Origin of the sequence: Francisella sp. XLW-1, assembly GCF_008711455.1 — a bacterium.
In the GTDB taxonomy this organism is placed as follows: domain Bacteria; phylum Pseudomonadota; class Gammaproteobacteria; order Francisellales; family Francisellaceae; genus Francisella; species Francisella salimarina.
On record NZ_VXKP01000001.1, the window covers coordinates 393,831 to 409,167 of the forward strand.

The window sequence follows — 15,337 nt, forward strand, 5'->3', positions numbered from 1 at the left end:
ACAATTTGATAATATGAATTTATATCTTTTGAATATTGATAGTTGTTATGAAAATCATAAAAATAACCTCTCAAAATAATCACATATACGAAAATCTAGTTCAACTCTACGAGTGTGAGTTTGCTCCTTTAACAGGTGAAAAACCAGATTCTAATGGTTTATATGTTATCCAAACGCCTATTAAAAGTGGTGTGATAGGTTATCTTGTATATATAGATAACTTGCCAGTGGGTTTTATGGTAATCAAAGAGCTCGAAGAATGTCTTGATGTTGCAGAGTTTTTTATTTTACCAAGCTATAGACGTAATAGAATTGGAATTGATTTTGCTAAAGACATTTTTTTAAGGAATAAAGGCAATTGGCAGATTAGACAGATTCAAGGAGCAGACTATGCGACTAGATTTTGGCGTAGGGTTGTGAAAGAGTTGGTCTGCCTGGATTTTATCGAATCTTTCGAGTATGATTCTGAGTGGGGCTATGTAACTATCCAAAGGTTTGCTATTTAGGTTCTTTATATAGTTTAATTATTAATCTTGATGTTTATGTGTGCTATATTCAATCTATAATTCTTTTCATTTTTGATAGTTTAGGGAGCAAGATATGAAAAAAATGTTATTAATATTACTATTGGTTTCTCCAGTACTTGTTTTTGCTGCAGATAGTGCAGCAAATTCGAATGCAAATGTAGATAATCAACAAGCAAAGCAACAAAAATTTGAGGCTAAAAAGCAACGAATTCTTAAAATGTTGCAAGAAAAGCAAGCCTGTGTAGAAAAAGCCAATTCAAAAGATGATTTAAAGAAATGTAAAGTCCATGGTGGTAAAAAACATAAAAACAAAAAAGATTAATTTATAGTAGGTTTTGATTTTTGGTATAACGATTTTTTGTTAAGTTGTAATTTCTATTAAATTTTGTTCTGGGTCAAGTACACAGCTTTCATAATATCCATCGCCTGTAGTTCTAGGTTCTCCGGTAATCTTAAAACCATCATTTCTTAGTTGTTCTGTTAGTTGATCTACTTTTTCTTTAGATCCTACTGATATGGCAAGATGAATTAAACCAAATCTTTCTGTATTATCGAGATTTAAATTGTTCATGTTTTTTGAGTGCATAATTTCTAATCTTGCTCCAGATTCAAAAGATAAGAAATAAGAAGAAAAGCCTTTTATGGGATTTATATATTTATCATTTGGTTTTGCATTAAAGTATTTACAATAAAAATCTTTCATTAGTTCAATATCTTTCACCCAAATTGCAATATGTTCTATTCTCATATATTGTGATTCCTTTACTATATTGTAAATAACATTGTAGCTAAGTTTAGCCATTAATCTTAAGTTGTATATGTGATATATTTTACTTTATTTGCTTTGAAAAAATAAATTGATGCATAAAGATAAAATATTTGAGTTTATAAAGAAAGTCCAAGCAATATCACATACAGGTGTTGTTTACTCTAAATGTCCATATGCTTTGGATAATTACCATGAACTACTAGAGTTAAGTTCAAAAATGTTACACGAGTATATCAAATCTGATGTACAACCTTATGATATATACAGGGATATGTATTATCCAACACCACAGCCAGGTGTGCGAGTGGTTATTTTTCAAAATAATAAACTTCTAATGGCTGAAGATGCTGATACTCCAAGTGAATGGACTATTCCAGGTGGTTGGTGTGATATTGATCTTTCGCCAGTTGAAACATGTATCAAAGAGGTTAAAGAAGAAACGGGCTATGATATTAAAGTGACTAAATTTTTAGCGCTCATGGATAGAAATAATTATACTCAAAGTGAAATTTATAATGTTTACAGTTTGGTATTTGTAGCAGAGATTGTAGGTGGCGAGAATAGCCCAAATTTTGAGGTTAATAAGGTAGATTTTTTTGATATTAATGAGTTGCCAAAATTATCTCATAAGCTTACAAAAGAAGAGCTGGATATTATTCTAAAAGTATATAATGAAGACTCGGTCTATTTTGAGTAAAATTTTTGATTGTGGGTTTACATTTAGTTTCTAGGTAAATAGTATTTGTGTAACGTTTTATAAATTGAATTTTTATATTGTGATTTTAGGAGTCAAAATAGCGATTATTTTAAAGTTTATTATTAGCTTATTTGCGATAATTAATCCATTTTCATTAGCTGGAATATATCTTGATACTGTAAAACAATCAGATCAAAAAGAAAAAAATGCAATTGTCTCTATGATGATATTAGCATTTTTGGCGATACTTAGTATGATGGTGTGGTTCGGTGATGATATATTGTCAGTTTTTGGTATTAATCAAGATGCTTTTCGTGCTGGTGGCGGAGTAATTGTCTTGTTTTTTGGCTTGAGAATTTTGGGAGTATTAACACAGCCCGAATCAAATGCTAATGTAAAAGCTGTTTCTGCTAGAGATTTGGCAGTTGTGCCTTTGGCTATACCTTTATTGGCAGGACCTGGGACAATAGCAACGGTAATTACAGAGTCTCATAAATACTTTATTACACTTCAAGCAAAAATTATCGGTAATATATGCTTAGTATTTGTAGCAATTATATTATGGTTATTTTTTAGGTATCTTCCTAAGATATCTGCATTTTTAGGAGAGCATGCTATAGATGTTATTTCAAAGGTTATGGGTTTGATGCTAGTTGCTATTTCGGTAGAAATGATTTTTGATGGAATCAAAGGTTTCTTTTATTAGTTTAAGAAGGAGAATAATATGATAAAGGTATTTGGGATAAATAATTGTACAAGTGTTAGAAATGTCCTCAAGTTTTTTGAAGAAAAGGGTAAGAGAGTTGAATATATAAATCTCAGACAAAAAAACCTACTTGGCAAGAAATGAAAGAGATAAAACAAATTGGTAATTTTCAAGTAATAGACTTATTCAACTCTAAGGGTAAGCTTTTTACGGAAATGGGCCTTAAAGAAAAAATTGGTAGTTTGTCAGAGCAAGAAGCACTTGAGCTTTTAGTTACCGATGCCTTATTATTTAAAAGACCTCTAGTTGTAGATGGCAACTATGCTAGGACTGGCTGGAATAAAAAAGAATACGAAGAAAAGTGGGATTAGAATGATTTAAAACTTGAGATGTTTTATTCTGTTGCGTCAGATTTTGCTTTTTCAATTTGTGCATCTAGGCTAGCAGCTTTTGAAAGATTTTGTTGTGCTTCTGAATTTAGAACACTTGCTTGATCTGTGTCATATTTAGATTTAGATTCATCAGCTTTAGCTTCCTTGTCCAAATCTCCAGCATCAGTTGTCAGTGTATTGGCTTGTAGTTGATCTTGTTTTGCTTGTTCACTAAGTTCGTGTTGTTGTTGCTCTAGATCTTGCAAAGCACGCTCTTTTTTGTTTGGACCACATGAAGCAAGTAAGCTTACGCATACAATCGATGTAAATAATATTCCTGATAATTTTTTTATAGTCATTATTATATTCTCCTAACAGTTATTAAAATTAAATTGACACAAATTAATTGCTATCATTTTAATTATGCTAAATGAATAATTATTAGTAAATAGTAAATGGTTAATTATTTATTAAAAATTGGTGATTATTTCTTAGGTGAGTAATGAAAAACTTCTAGTGATAGCGCCTTTAGAATAAATTAACGGCATGAAGAAACATGATTGCACAGAAAATTGTAATAATCCCGGCAGTAATATTTAGCTCTTTTCTATTGCAAAAAACAGATATTAAGAACCAGACTAGAATACCCGTAGCAATACCTGTTGATATCGATGATGCAAGAGTCATCATTATTATGGTGAAAAATGCCGGTGTTGCTTGAACAAAGTCGCTCCAATTAACATTTGCTACTTGTTGCATCATCATTATACCTATTAGTATTAATGCTGGAGAAATGACTTCTATTGGGATAGAGCTAATTAATGGTGATAGGAATAAAAATGGTAAAAACATTAAACCCGCAAAGATAGCTGTAAGGCCAGAGCGAGCTCCTTGAGCAATACCTACACCAGATTCCACAACTACCGTAGATGGACTAGAGCCTAGTATGCCAGATACTGTAGCGCTTGTAGCATCAGCAAGGAAGGTTTTCTTTAGTTCTTTATCTCTATGATTGTGCTCTTTTTGCATACTTCCATATAAGCTTGATATGGTTCCAGTACCATCAAAAAGACTTAAGAAGCAGAACGTGAATATTGTTGGCAAAATAGCAAATTTTAAGCCACTTGTTAAATCTATTTGACCTATCAACGAGAAATCAGGAGCACTTACTATAGTGGTTGGTAGAGCTATTATTTTTTCATGAGAAAAATGCTCTAAAGGCATAGATAATATATAGCCTATTATGATTACTATGATAATTGGAGCAGGAATTTTTTTTATGAAAAGTATTACTAATAATATTAAACAGGCCATAAATAATATGGTATGTGGATTGATGCTATTTAAAGTTAATAGGCCTTCGTTAGAAGTAATAAAGCCACTATTTATAAAGCCGATATATGCAATAAAGAGTCCAATGCCAGCTCCTAGGGATTGCTTGATTGACTTAGGGAGGCTTAGCATGATTTTTGTACGAATATTTAAAATTACTAATAAGCTAAATATTATTCCTGACCAAAATGTTGCGCCTAATACGGTTTGCCATGGTAAGTGATATACTGATACAGCAGTATATGAGAAGAAAATATTCATTCCCATACCAGGAGCTACTACAAAAGGGTTGCGTGTAAATAATCCCATAATTATGCTACCAAAAGCAGATACTAAGATTGTGCTTGTTACCAAAGCATTGCTAGGCATACCAGCAGCAGCTAGTATTTTTGGATTTACTACGATGATATAAGAAATCGCTAGAAAGGAAGCTAATGCTGCTAGGAATTCTTTTTTTATTGAGGTGTTATTTGCTTTTAGATCAAAGAATGATTCTATTGTTTTCAACATATTTTACAGCTAAATCACTAAAAGCTATATTGTAGTAATTAGTATGATAAAAGTCTATTTGGTTTTGATTTTTAGCAAGATTTTTTATATTCAGAATATAAGTTGTCTAATTGTTGTCTAATATTGATTCCTATATTCCTATAGTCACATTCACGTAAGTTTGCTAGAGAGACTCTAGCGGAAGGGTGTGAGTCATCAAAGCCATTACCAGGTAGAAGAACTACTCCTGTCTCAGATGCTAAAGTTTTTAGCATATTATTAACACTATGATTTTGTATTAACCATCTAGAAAAAAACTTATCATAAATTACAGTTGAGAGATATTCTAAATCTAGAAGTGTATAATATCCAACATTATTTGAATTATAATGGTGCTGTATCTTAGGTGATATGGAATTAAATAAGATATTGTAGCGCCTTCTGATAAGCTTTTTTGCTTCTTTACTATAAATATCTTGACTATCTAGTAGGCTAGAAAGCGCAAAAAGGCTCATTTGTAATTGTTGAGATAGTGAGATACCAGCGGTATGATTTAGTGCAACAGAGCGACTATCAGCTACTAATCTATCAATAAACTTTAATGTTCTTGAATTTGTTGTAAGAGAGCTGTAATGCTTATCAAGCTCTTGCAGCTTTCTATCATCAAGTTCGCTAATTAGTTTATCAAAAATATTGTCTTTGTGTAGGGCAATCGTACCGATACGCCAGCCAGTTGCTCCAAAGTATTTGGAGAATGAGTAAACGCAAAGGGTGTTGTAGGCACATTTTGAGAATAATGATTCAAAGTCATCTGAAAAAGTTGCATAAACATCATCGGTAATAATCATTAAATCAGATCGATGATCTCCGATGATATTCGCTATTTTGTCTAGAACAGTGTCACTAATTTTGACAGATGGTGGATTACTTGGATTTACTAAGCAGAGAATCTTGATAGTAGGATCAAGTAGCTTTTCAAGTTCTTTGTCAGTAACTTGCCAATCTGCTTGTTCATCAGCATAGATGTGAACTATAGTATTGTTATATTCTGGAAGTTCTGGAATTTCTAGATATGGTGAAAAAATAGGGCTAATCATCGCTATTTTATCATTGGCATTAAGCAGACCATTTATTTTCGCAGATTGGAAAATATATGTCATAGCAGCAGTACCACCTTCTGTCGCAAAAATATCAAATTCTAGTGGAATATCCGTATTCTTATAGAGTTCTTCACGCAGATAGTACATTACTATTTTTTCGGTGATAGAAAGCATCCTTGGTGGCGAAGGATAGTTACATCCAAGATATGCATTAGTCATTTCATATAAGAAGTCTTCTTTATTGATGCCTAAATGATCATCAACGAAAGAGATTGCAGCTTTAAGAAAACTAATTCCATCTAGCTTATCATTAGCCATGCAGTAGAAATCAAATCTTTCTAATATGCCTTTTTTCTCAGGTAAGCCACCAAAGATGTTATCAAGATAGGAGTAGGATCTTTCAGATTCTTTAAGTGCAAAGTCTCCAAGGCGTAAGAAAGCATGTCTTGGAATAGTTGCCAAAAAATTAGGATTGCCACGACCAGCATTCAACATTAATCTATCGGCTTTACTTGTTGCTAATTTTATCAAGATCTTCTGGTTTGCCTACTAATACAATTTCATCACCTCTTCTTAGCTTTAGCTCGTCAGAAATAGGAAGCTTTTGACCAGAGCGAATAATTTTTTGTAAAAATACTCCATAGTAGTTTTTGTCTTGAATTATGGTTTTGATTTCTTGGATAGTTTTGTTGAAAAGATTCTTGTTTGTTAATATCAAAGATCTTTTTTCTTCAATGAAGTTGAATTGCTGAGGTTTGGTAACTTCATTATCATTTGAAATGATAGATTGTATGTCTAAATCTTCGTAGAATGTTATGGCTACTATATCATCAGTATTTATGGTAGTTTCAGGGGTTATGGTTAGTAGCTTATCATTGCGAATGATATTTTCTATTACTACTTTATACTCATATGCTTTATATATTTCTACAACTGATCTGTTTAGTAGTTCTGAGTTGTGACTAATTCTATATGCTCGAGTAGTGTATTCGCTAAAAGCAGAGAATTGTCCAGCTTCTAAATCCAAGCTACCATCTGATTGTTCGGTCGCTAGCTTAATAGCTTCTTTTCTGATATCCCATTTCATTATAAGGGGGAAGATTGTAGCTAATAGGATAATTGGCCCAAAAGATCCAAAGATATAACATACTGCATATCCAACGGCGACGTTAGCTTGCATTGTATGAATAATTGACTCTGGCAGTGAGCTTATGGCAGCTATTGCATTATTTGCTGAACCTATCATGGCTGATTGAGTTAATCCTCCAGCACCTAATCCAGCTGCAGTACCTTTATCTAATCCGAATATCCAAGCAAAAGTTAATACACATATTAACCCTAAGAGACATGTTATAGTCGAAGAAGCTAACAATAAGAGAGTACTTTTATTTAATGATCTAAAAAATTGTGCTCTTCCTTGATAGCCAACGGCATATATAAATAAAGCAAAAAACAAAGAGCCTATCTCTGGCGGAATCATAATATTAAGTTGTCCTATGATCACTCCAATTATCAGAGATCCTGAAATACCACCTAATACAAAAGTCTTATATTTTATCTTTCCGAGTAGATAACCAATGCTCACTGTTAAAAATAGTGCTATGAAGGGATTTTTGAGTATGTTAAGCACTAACCGTAGAACCATCTTGAACACCAGTATGACCACATAGATAGAGTATAGCAGACCCCTGTGGCTATAGTAATTACTGAGTTGCGATTTATTGCGTATTTATATATCCACCTGGTACTGATTCGATCAGCGATTTGAGTTCGAGTTCAAATAGGATTGGAGTTATTTCCATATAAGGAAGTTTTGATTCAGTAACTATTTTGTCAATTGTTGTGAGCCCCTGACCTATAATGTCTAGAATAACTTTTTCGGAGTTGCTTAGGTTTATATTATCGTCAGCTATTTTTGTAGAAGTTTCTTGTAAAGAGTTATTTGGGTCAATATTTATCTCTTCTAAAATATCATTAATATCACAAACAAGTTTCGCTCCTTGTTTGATTAACTCATTGCAACCTTGACTAGATGTACTAAAAATACTTCCCGGTACTGCAAATACTTCTTTATTTTGCTCAAGAGCATGTTGAGCGGTTATTAGTGAGCCACTTTTGCTAGCTGCTTCAATTACAACCACCCCTTTAGATAGTCCACTAATTATACGATTTCTCTGAGGGAAAGTATAACGTGAAGCTGTTGTTCCTAAAGGTAATTCAGATATTATTAGTCCATCGTTAGAGATAATATTGCTATAGAGCGCTCTGTTTGAGCTTGGGTATATCATATCAACTCCTGTACCTACTACAGCAATAGTGTTTAAACTGTTTTCAAGAGCATATTTATGAGCTAGTGTATCTATTCCGTATGCCAGTCCACTTGTTATTGTGATATTTGAGTCTTTAAGTTCTTTGCAAAGTTTGTAAGTAGCATTCTTTCCATAAGTAGAATTATTTCTTGCACCAACAATTGCTAATTGAACAGTATCTAGAAGCTTTATGTTACCTGTGCAATATAATACAAAAGGAGGATTGTTAATATGTTTGAGATTTTCTGGATAGTCTTGATCTGTGTATGTTACTAATTTGTTATTGCTGTTTTCTAGCCAGCTATATAGTTTGTCTAGATAGCTTAGGTACTTTCTATTGTTGAGATATTCTATACTCTCGTGACGCAAGAATAAGCTTTTGGTATATTTGCTTGGATTATCGATAATCTCACTAAAAGTAACACCAGTTTCTAACGCTTTTAGTAGGCGACTATTACCAAAGTATGGTGTGTATGAAAGAATTACTATGGATTTGGTAGTATTATTCATTACAGTCGAGTTGTTGCCATTGAGCTGCTAGTTATTTCCTGCAGTGAGTTAACTATTATTGCTATAGAATAGTTATTTGATTCCCTATATACAAAGCCATAACCTATATATTTCGGAGGAATAGGGAAGCCATCAGTCCTACTTTCAGGCTCGTATAATATTACTTCAGCTCCTAGTTTTAGTCCATCAGTAGCCCCCTTGTTAAGTAGAATACTATTATAAGATGAGGAGAATGTATTCGTATTCATAACATCTTCAAGTACATTTGCAGTTACTTTGCTCTTCATTTTAAAAGTTTCACTTGGAAGCTTTTGATCTGCAATAGCATCAGGTATTACGTAATCACCAACACTAGCCTCCCTAGTTAGATTAGTGATTGTAAGAGCTGTTATACCTTTGTAAGTATGATCATATTTTGCTGTTCCTAATCTGTAGTATTTGGTATCGTCGTTAAAAGATGCTATTGGTTTAGGCTCTGATATGATTATAAAGTTTTTATTATCAACATTCTGAGGGTATTCTTTATCTGCGAATATCTTGTAGTTAGTGCTTAGTACCGGTCTTTTTTCTCTAGAGTCGTATATTCTTGATACATCATCGACTTCGTTACCATTTAATAGGTAAACATTTGAGAAGAATTTGGTGTAGTCTGCAGGTTTTACATGTTTTAGGTTTTGTTCTATGTTATCTATTTGTTCGACGAGTCTACTTTTTAGAGTAATCTCGGCTCTTTGATTTATTGCTCTATTTGAACTTGTATCATTTGGTGCAATAGGGTCTTGGTATCCTAGGGCTTTAATTATAATTCCATTGTCCTTATCTAACCCTCTTCTAACAAGATACTCTTCAACACTTTCTGCACGATTTTTGGATAGTCTAATATTATACTCAGTCAATATGTGTTTATCGGTTAGTAGTTTTGATTCTACTTTTCCAGCATATCCCCTTATTGTGAATGTTGTAGTGTCTGTAAGCTTTAGGTAAGCATAGAGTTTGTTGAGAACTTGCTTGGCTTGGTCATTAAGATTGTAACTATCTGCATCAAACTTAATATTTGTTTGAATTAAGTCTGGACCTTTTTGTTCTTTTAAACATATAAAAGATTGGTTGGACTCTATTAATTTTTCTGTACAAGGTCCTAATGTAGGAAAAGAAAGGTTTTCATCACTAGGATTTTCACTTCCTGTAAATGTTTCACAACCTGTTATAATTAACGTTGACAGTATTATTGAAGTAATGCTTAGTAGTTTTTTCATAGGTGGTAATAAAACTTATGGACTTATTAATAGGATTCTACTATAAAGTTTTTGATGAGAATAGTATTTGTAGCTTAGGTTATTGATTTATATTGATAAAATCAATTTGTTATATAAACAAAAGATGAATAAAATCTCTAAATATGGTATCTTGAAGTTCAAAAAATACAATTAGAATTTATATGAAAATAACTTCAGACAGCTTTGTGAAAATGCACTTTAAATTTAGGTTGAAAGATGGTTCTATCGCTGAAGATACAGAAAACTATAATAGACCTTTCATATTTCAAATGGGTCAAGGATGCTTTACTGATAAAGTTGAAAGTGAGCTAGAGGGAGCATCTGTTGGAGATAGTAAAAGAGTTGTTTTGATGCCAGAAGAGGCTTTTGGCGAAAAGCATCCTGCGAGCATTTATTCTGTGCCTAAATATAGGTTTCCGAAGGATATGGAGTTAGAAGAAGGTTTAATTGTATCATTTAGCCAAAAAGATGGCTCTAAGTTACCAGGATTGATTACTGAAATTAATGAAAATGATGTTACAGTCGACTTTAATCACCCTTTATCTGGTCAGATAATTGTATTCGAAGCTAAGATTTTAGATATAGCTGAAAAAGAGGAGGATTTAGGTGAAGATATTACTAGCTAATCCTAGAGGTTTTTGTGCAGGAGTCAGTAGAGCTGTGGAGACTGTAGAGAAAGTTCTAGAAGTTGAAAAGTCTCCTATTTATGTGCGCCATGAAGTTGTCCACAATAAGGTTGTTGTTGATTCCTTAAAGAAAAAGGGCGTCGTTTTTGTTAAAGAGGTCGATGAAGTTCCTAATGATGCTGTGTGTATATTTAGTGCTCATGGTGTTTCGCTTCGAGTTGAAGAAGCTGCGGCTAAAAAAAACCTTGTGTTATATGATGCAACATGTCCATTGGTTACTAAAGTCCATAGAGGTGTTCGCTTAGCAAGTAATAATGATGCTGAGTGTGTTTTGATTGGACATAAGGGACATCCTGAGGTTCAGGGTACTATGGGTCAGTATCGCAGTGAAAAAGGAGCTATATATTTGGTCGAAAGTGAACAGGATGTTGCTAAGCTAGATATAAAAAATCCTGATAATTTGTATTACGCGACACAAACTACTTTATCTGTGGATGAAACTCAAGGAATTATAGAGTCCTTAAAAAATAGGTTCCCAAATATCAAAGGACCAAAAAAAGAAGATATTTGTTATGCAACACAGAATCGTCAAACAGCAATAAAATCAATGCTTAAAGAAATAGATGTTTTAGTTGTTGTTGGCTCACAAAATAGCTCTAACTCTAATAGATTGAAAGAGTTAGCGACATTAGAAGGGATTGATGCTTATTTGGTAGATAATCCTGCGGATATCAAAAGTGCATGGTTTGATAATAAGAAAGTTTGTGGAGTCAGTGCTGGAGCCTCTGCGCCTGAATATCTTGTTCAACAGATAATCTCTGAAATATCTAATGTTTGTAAAGGTGGTGTCGATGTGGAGGAGTTTGATGGTATCAAAGAAGAGGTTTACTTCCCTCTTCCGAGACTTCTTAAACAAAAAATTATTGGTACTAATTGAGGAAGACCTTATGCAGAGATCAGTCAGGGGTGCAACAACAATAGATAGTGATACTAAAGAAAATGTAATAAGTATGACTAGAGAACTTTTGCAGGAGATGATAAATCATAATGATATTGAGTCTGAAGATATCGTTAACATCATATTTACAGCAACCCAGGATATTAAATCAGAGTTTCCTGCCGTTGCAGCTCGTGATATTGGCTTGGTGGATGTGCCTTTGATTGACTGTCAACAAATGACGCGTGAGGGAGCATTAGAATTTTGTATTCGGATTATGTTGACATATAATACAACTAAGTCGCAAGTTGATATAAATCATGTATATCTACGTGGGGCTAAAATATTAAGACCAGATTTGTTAAGAAAATAGTAAGGTAAAAGTTATGTGGTTATTAGAAAATATTGATATGAAGAGGTCGAAGTATATACTTCCTAGCTTATTTACGAGTGCTAGTTTATTATTTGCTTTCTTGGCTATTATTGCCGCTTTTCAAGGTAATTTTGTTTCATCAGCGGTATATATGTTATTGTCAGGGTTTGCTGATGCATTTGATGGTAGAGTAGCAAGATACACTCATACTCAAACTGAGTTTGGTGCTGCTTTAGATAGTCTCGCAGATGTTGTTTCATTTGGGGCTACTCCTGCATTGGTAATGTATTTTTGGATGTTGCATCATCTTGGACCTATAGGAGCTGCTATTTCATTTTTATATTTATTAGCAGTAGCCCTAAGACTAGCAAAGTTTGATACTATGATTGAAGTTCCAGCGGACTCAGAGGAACAAAAACTTGAGAGAAGATTATATTTCTATGGTATGCCATGTCCAGCAGGTGCTGTTACAATATGTGGTTTAATCTGGTCTGGCCAGTGGCTGATTGGTAGAGCTGGAGACACAGGTTATGACTTTATTATATTTTTACTAGTTTGTGTTACTATATTTACAGCTTTATATCTTGCTTTTATGATGGTTAGTGATATTAAATTTAGAAGTTTTAAAGATAGTGATGGTAAGGGCAATATAAGTAAACTTTACATAATATGTTTTATATTGATAATTTTGATGTTATTTACTATGCCTGAGAGATTATTATATTTAATAATGATTGGATATGCATTGTCTGGTCCAATATCTCATTATAGGTATAAGCAAAAAATTAAAAATAGCGATCTAAATGAAGATTCAGTTGTCGATGGTAAAAAAATAATAGACGCAGATAAGTAAAAAAATTATTCTTTAATTGTGACAAAAGCATCATGGCTAGCATGGCCTTGTTCGCCTATAATACCTGCAGAAACGCCACCCGGTTGTTGCATATATCCTGGCTCATTAGAGTCTAAGTTTTGTTCAGTTGGTGGTGGAGCTACATAGCCAAAAGAGTCTCCGGTTGAATTTGTACATGAGATTAAAGCTGTAGCAACAAAAGCTAGTATAAGTAAAGTCGTTTTTTTCATTACATATCAATCTGAAATTTTATTATTTATAAATAATAACAGATTTATATTTAATTTAGATGCATTAAATGGTTTATAATTTATATTAGTTTACGTATAATTAGCGACAACACGCGCGAAAATATATGAAAATATAAATCTGTCAGGAATATTTATGGATAATTCTATTTCTTTAGTTCAATTAATTTTACATGCTAACTTTATAGTTCAGCTTATTATGTTAGGCCTAGTTGGTATGTCTGTTTACTCATGGGCTATTATGTTTGAAGTCAACAATCGTGTCAAAAAATATCGTAATGAGCAAGTTCAATTTGATAAGTTGTTTTGGGCAGGACATCATATACAGAAATTATATGATTATTATCTCCAACATAAAGAAAACATCTTTGGTAAGTCAATAATATTTTGCTCAGGCTTAAGAGAGTTTAATAACTTAAAGGATACTGGAGTATTAAAGGGCGATACTATTCTAGAAGGTATGGAAAGGACAGTAGGTATAGCTATAGCTCAAGAAGCAAAAGAGCTAGATAGAAAACTCCCTGCTTTAGCTACTATAGGAGCAGTATCTCCATATATTGGTTTAGTAGGCACGGTTTGGGGTATTATGTCGTCATTTAATACTTTAGGTGGTGTAGAGCAAGCTACTATTTCTGTAGTTGCTCCTCATATTGCAGAAGCACTGATTGCTACAGCATTAGGTCTTTTCGTAGCAATTCCGGCAGTTATTGGCCATAGTAGGTTGTCTAATCAGGTTGATGATGTTTTGTCTGGTTATGAATCATTTCAGGATGATTTGTGTATCCTATTGTTAAAAGAAGCTCATAGAGATGAAGTGCAACAGCAACATCAAGAAAGCTTTTAGATAAAGGCTTTTAGTATGAAAAAGAGAAATAAGAGATTCTTCAGAAAAAAGAGACCAATGGTGCAAATCAATGTAGTACCTTATATTGATGTAATGTTAGTGCTTTTGGTTATTTTCATGATTACAACACCTATACTAACTCAGGGTGTAAAGGTCGATTTGCCTAAAGCGCAATCAGAAAAAATACCCTCTAATGATAGTAAGCCAATTGTGGTTACAGTAAACAGAGAAGGTGAGTATTTTGTTAATCAGGGAGTTAGTGATCCAAAGGCATCATTAAGCGCTAGAGATCTTACGAATGCAGTTGTTAGTCTGTCACAGCAATCTCCAGGTAAGCCTGTATACGTGCGTGGTGATAGTAGTGCAAACTATGGTGAGGTAGTAAAAGCTATGGCTCTTATACAAAGAGCTGGTGTAGATAAAGTGGGGTTAGTCACTGAAGATGGCAAATCTTAATTATCAAAAAGTTATTACTTTCTGTAAAAAAACAGTCGATGAAAACCCATTTCTAGTAAAGGCAATACTTGTACATGTTGGCATAGTGATTTTGCTATACACACTGGCATTTATTAGTGATTTAAAGTTTGAAACAAGCCAGGCAGCTTTGAGTGCTCAGGTTGAAAAAGCTCCCAAAAAGCTTCAAATTATTCAAGCAACATCGATAAGTAGTAGTGAATTAAATAAGCAGCTTTCGGCTTATGAAAATCATCAGCAAGAATTAAAGCAAGCTAGAGAAGATATTAAGCAAGCTAAACGACAAGCTCTCATAAAACATCAGCAAAAATTAAAAGCACAAGCTGAAGCTGAGAAAAGGGCTAAATTAGAAGCAAAAAGAAAAGCTATTCTAGAAGCAAAGAAAAAAGCACAAGCTGAAGCAAAACGTCAAGCAGAGCAAAAGAGACAGGCTCAAGAAGAGGCTGAGCGTAAGAAAGAGCTAGAAGAGAAAAAGAAGGCTCAAGAGGAAGCAAAACGTAAAAAAGAACAAGAATTAAAAGCCAAACAAGAAGCAGAAGAAAAAGCTCGCCAAGAAAGATTGGCAAAGGCAAGAGCTGAGGCTATCGCATCAGCTAAGCGTGAAGCAGCTAAGAATCAGGCTGATTTAGCAGTGAGTAAATATGTCACCGAATATACGGATAGGGTAGGCTCAAATTGGATTAAAGATGATTGTAGAGGTATATACGATTTACCAAGAGCAATTATCAGGAATGGAAAGTTCATAAGACTTACAGGAACGTCAGGTGATTATGGTTGTGACCAGTCATTGATAGATGCTATTAAAAATACTACACCGCCAGATATCTCAAATCCTGTGGCAAAAAGAACTATACAAACAGAGAATATAAGTTTTATATTTAAACAAAGTTAATGA

General features: G+C 33.4%; 18 protein-coding genes and 2 pseudogenes. 12 read left to right on the plus strand and 8 right to left on the minus strand.

Annotated elements, in window-relative coordinates; all coding sequences use genetic code 11:
• Positions 1–47: 47 nt before the first annotated feature.
• The gene (locus F3D59_RS02040) at positions 48–506 is read left to right on the plus strand and encodes a hypothetical protein (RefSeq protein WP_150463595.1); all 459 of its coding nucleotides are present in this window, start codon (positions 48–50) and stop codon (positions 504–506) included.
• Positions 507–600: 94 nt separating this feature from the next.
• The gene (locus F3D59_RS02045; protein ID WP_150463596.1) at positions 601–849 is read left to right on the plus strand and encodes a hypothetical protein; all 249 of its coding nucleotides are present in this window, start codon (positions 601–603) and stop codon (positions 847–849) included.
• Positions 850–888: 39 nt separating this feature from the next.
• Here the strand turns inward: F3D59_RS02045 and F3D59_RS02050 are convergent, their stop codons facing one another.
• Entirely contained in the window at positions 889–1,275 is a 387-nt protein-coding gene (locus F3D59_RS02050) for a VOC family protein (RefSeq protein WP_150463597.1), read from the minus strand.
• Positions 1,276–1,387: 112 nt separating this feature from the next.
• Here F3D59_RS02050 and F3D59_RS02055 point away from each other — a divergent pair, with 112 nt between their 5' ends.
• The 3 genes and pseudogenes from F3D59_RS02055 (at position 1,388) to F3D59_RS02065 (ending at position 3,070) form a co-directional block, all read left to right on the plus strand.
• Positions 1,388–1,993 carry an NUDIX hydrolase N-terminal domain-containing protein gene (locus tag F3D59_RS02055; protein ID WP_149367826.1) on the plus strand — a complete coding sequence of 202 codons (606 nt, stop codon included), beginning with the start codon at positions 1,388–1,390 and terminating at the stop codon, positions 1,991–1,993.
• Between the two features lie 64 nt (positions 1,994–2,057).
• Positions 2,058–2,699, plus strand: coding sequence for a MarC family protein (locus tag F3D59_RS02060; protein WP_224721130.1), 642 nt, complete (start codon positions 2,058–2,060; stop codon positions 2,697–2,699).
• An 18-nt stretch (positions 2,700–2,717) separates the two neighbouring features.
• Positions 2,718–3,070 (plus strand): annotated as a pseudogene (locus F3D59_RS02065) (arsenate reductase family protein).
• A 23-nt stretch (positions 3,071–3,093) separates the two neighbouring features.
• On the opposite strand, the gene F3D59_RS02070 reads toward F3D59_RS02065, so the two are convergent.
• From F3D59_RS02070 to F3D59_RS02095, 6 genes and pseudogenes are all read right to left on the minus strand, one after another.
• Positions 3,094–3,429: a hypothetical protein gene (locus F3D59_RS02070; RefSeq protein ID WP_150463599.1), complete on the minus strand. Its 336-nt coding sequence runs from the start codon at positions 3,427–3,429 to the stop codon at positions 3,094–3,096.
• A gap of 169 nt (positions 3,430–3,598) precedes the next feature.
• Positions 3,599–4,912: an NCS2 family permease gene (locus F3D59_RS02075; protein WP_150463600.1), complete on the minus strand. Its 1,314-nt coding sequence runs from the start codon at positions 4,910–4,912 to the stop codon at positions 3,599–3,601.
• 71 nt (positions 4,913–4,983) lie between these two features.
• A complete protein-coding gene (locus F3D59_RS02080; protein WP_263477950.1) occupies positions 4,984–6,522 on the minus strand; it encodes a bifunctional aspartate transaminase/aspartate 4-decarboxylase in 1,539 nt (512 codons plus the stop codon).
• Positions 6,503–7,636, minus strand: a pseudogene (locus F3D59_RS02085) (TrkA C-terminal domain-containing protein); the annotation flags it as partial. The gene F3D59_RS02080 and the pseudogene F3D59_RS02085, both read right to left, overlap by 20 nt.
• Positions 7,637–7,709: 73 nt before the next feature.
• Entirely contained in the window at positions 7,710–8,810 is a 1,101-nt protein-coding gene (gene dprA, locus F3D59_RS02090; RefSeq protein WP_150463602.1) for a DNA-processing protein DprA, read from the minus strand.
• On the minus strand, positions 8,810–10,066 hold the full coding sequence (locus F3D59_RS02095) for an OmpA family protein (protein ID WP_146421797.1): 1,257 nt from the start codon (positions 10,064–10,066) through the stop codon (positions 8,810–8,812). Before F3D59_RS02095 ends, dprA begins: the two co-directional genes overlap by 1 nt.
• A gap of 182 nt (positions 10,067–10,248) precedes the next feature.
• On the opposite strand from F3D59_RS02095, the gene fkpB reads away from it, so the two are divergent.
• From fkpB to F3D59_RS02115, 4 genes are read left to right on the plus strand one after another with little or no spacing between them, the layout of a single operon-like run.
• Complete coding sequence (gene fkpB, locus F3D59_RS02100; RefSeq protein WP_013922152.1) at positions 10,249–10,713, plus strand: FKBP-type peptidyl-prolyl cis-trans isomerase; 465 nt, start codon at positions 10,249–10,251, stop codon at positions 10,711–10,713.
• Positions 10,694–11,650 (plus strand): 4-hydroxy-3-methylbut-2-enyl diphosphate reductase, encoded by a 957-nt coding sequence (ispH, locus tag F3D59_RS02105; RefSeq protein ID WP_150463603.1) that lies wholly within the window; start codon positions 10,694–10,696, stop codon positions 11,648–11,650. The genes fkpB and ispH overlap by 20 nt, the downstream gene beginning before the upstream one ends.
• Positions 11,651–11,660: 10 nt before the next feature.
• The gene (aroH, locus tag F3D59_RS02110) at positions 11,661–12,023 is read left to right on the plus strand and encodes a chorismate mutase (RefSeq protein WP_149367833.1); all 363 of its coding nucleotides are present in this window, start codon (positions 11,661–11,663) and stop codon (positions 12,021–12,023) included.
• Positions 12,024–12,036: 13 nt separating this feature from the next.
• Positions 12,037–12,876, plus strand: a complete 840-nt coding sequence (locus tag F3D59_RS02115; RefSeq protein ID WP_150463604.1) for a CDP-alcohol phosphatidyltransferase family protein — start codon at positions 12,037–12,039, stop codon at positions 12,874–12,876.
• A gap of 5 nt (positions 12,877–12,881) precedes the next feature.
• Here F3D59_RS02115 and F3D59_RS02120 read toward each other — a convergent pair whose 3' ends face one another.
• Positions 12,882–13,106 (minus strand): hypothetical protein, encoded by a 225-nt coding sequence (locus F3D59_RS02120; RefSeq protein ID WP_146421801.1) that lies wholly within the window; start codon positions 13,104–13,106, stop codon positions 12,882–12,884.
• Positions 13,107–13,260: 154 nt separating this feature from the next.
• On the opposite strand from F3D59_RS02120, the gene tolQ reads away from it, so the two are divergent.
• From tolQ to tolA, 3 genes are read left to right on the plus strand one after another with little or no spacing between them, the layout of a single operon-like run.
• The gene (gene tolQ / locus F3D59_RS02125; RefSeq protein WP_013922157.1) at positions 13,261–13,968 is read left to right on the plus strand and encodes a protein TolQ; all 708 of its coding nucleotides are present in this window, start codon (positions 13,261–13,263) and stop codon (positions 13,966–13,968) included.
• A gap of 15 nt (positions 13,969–13,983) precedes the next feature.
• Positions 13,984–14,424, plus strand: a complete 441-nt coding sequence (gene tolR, locus F3D59_RS02130) for a protein TolR (protein ID WP_041263589.1) — start codon at positions 13,984–13,986, stop codon at positions 14,422–14,424.
• Positions 14,411–15,334, plus strand: coding sequence for a cell envelope integrity protein TolA (gene tolA / locus F3D59_RS02135; protein WP_150463605.1), 924 nt, complete (start codon positions 14,411–14,413; stop codon positions 15,332–15,334). The genes tolR and tolA overlap by 14 nt, the downstream gene beginning before the upstream one ends.
• Positions 15,335–15,337 lie beyond the last annotated feature (3 nt).

Coding starts and splice junctions, on each gene's coding strand:
- F3D59_RS02115 (WP_150463604.1), top strand. CDS start 12,037: ATGTGGTTATTAGAAAATATTGATATGAAGAGGTCGAAGTATATACTT.
- F3D59_RS02050 (WP_150463597.1), bottom strand. CDS start 1,275: ATGAGAATAGAACATATTGCAATTTGGGTGAAAGATATTGAACTAATG.
- F3D59_RS02045 (WP_150463596.1), top strand. CDS start 601: ATGAAAAAAATGTTATTAATATTACTATTGGTTTCTCCAGTACTTGTT.
- dprA (WP_150463602.1), bottom strand. CDS start 8,810: ATGAATAATACTACCAAATCCATAGTAATTCTTTCATACACACCATAC.
- F3D59_RS02040 (WP_150463595.1), top strand. CDS start 48: ATGAAAATCATAAAAATAACCTCTCAAAATAATCACATATACGAAAAT.
- aroH (WP_149367833.1), top strand. CDS start 11,661: ATGCAGAGATCAGTCAGGGGTGCAACAACAATAGATAGTGATACTAAA.
- tolR (WP_041263589.1), top strand. CDS start 13,984: ATGAAAAAGAGAAATAAGAGATTCTTCAGAAAAAAGAGACCAATGGTG.
- F3D59_RS02095 (WP_146421797.1), bottom strand. CDS start 10,066: ATGAAAAAACTACTAAGCATTACTTCAATAATACTGTCAACGTTAATT.
- F3D59_RS02055 (WP_149367826.1), top strand. CDS start 1,388: ATGCATAAAGATAAAATATTTGAGTTTATAAAGAAAGTCCAAGCAATA.
- F3D59_RS02075 (WP_150463600.1), bottom strand. CDS start 4,912: ATGTTGAAAACAATAGAATCATTCTTTGATCTAAAAGCAAATAACACC.
- F3D59_RS02070 (WP_150463599.1), bottom strand. CDS start 3,429: ATGACTATAAAAAAATTATCAGGAATATTATTTACATCGATTGTATGC.
- fkpB (WP_013922152.1), top strand. CDS start 10,249: ATGAAAATAACTTCAGACAGCTTTGTGAAAATGCACTTTAAATTTAGG.
- tolQ (WP_013922157.1), top strand. CDS start 13,261: ATGGATAATTCTATTTCTTTAGTTCAATTAATTTTACATGCTAACTTT.
- F3D59_RS02120 (WP_146421801.1), bottom strand. CDS start 13,106: ATGAAAAAAACGACTTTACTTATACTAGCTTTTGTTGCTACAGCTTTA.
- tolA (WP_150463605.1), top strand. CDS start 14,411: ATGGCAAATCTTAATTATCAAAAAGTTATTACTTTCTGTAAAAAAACA.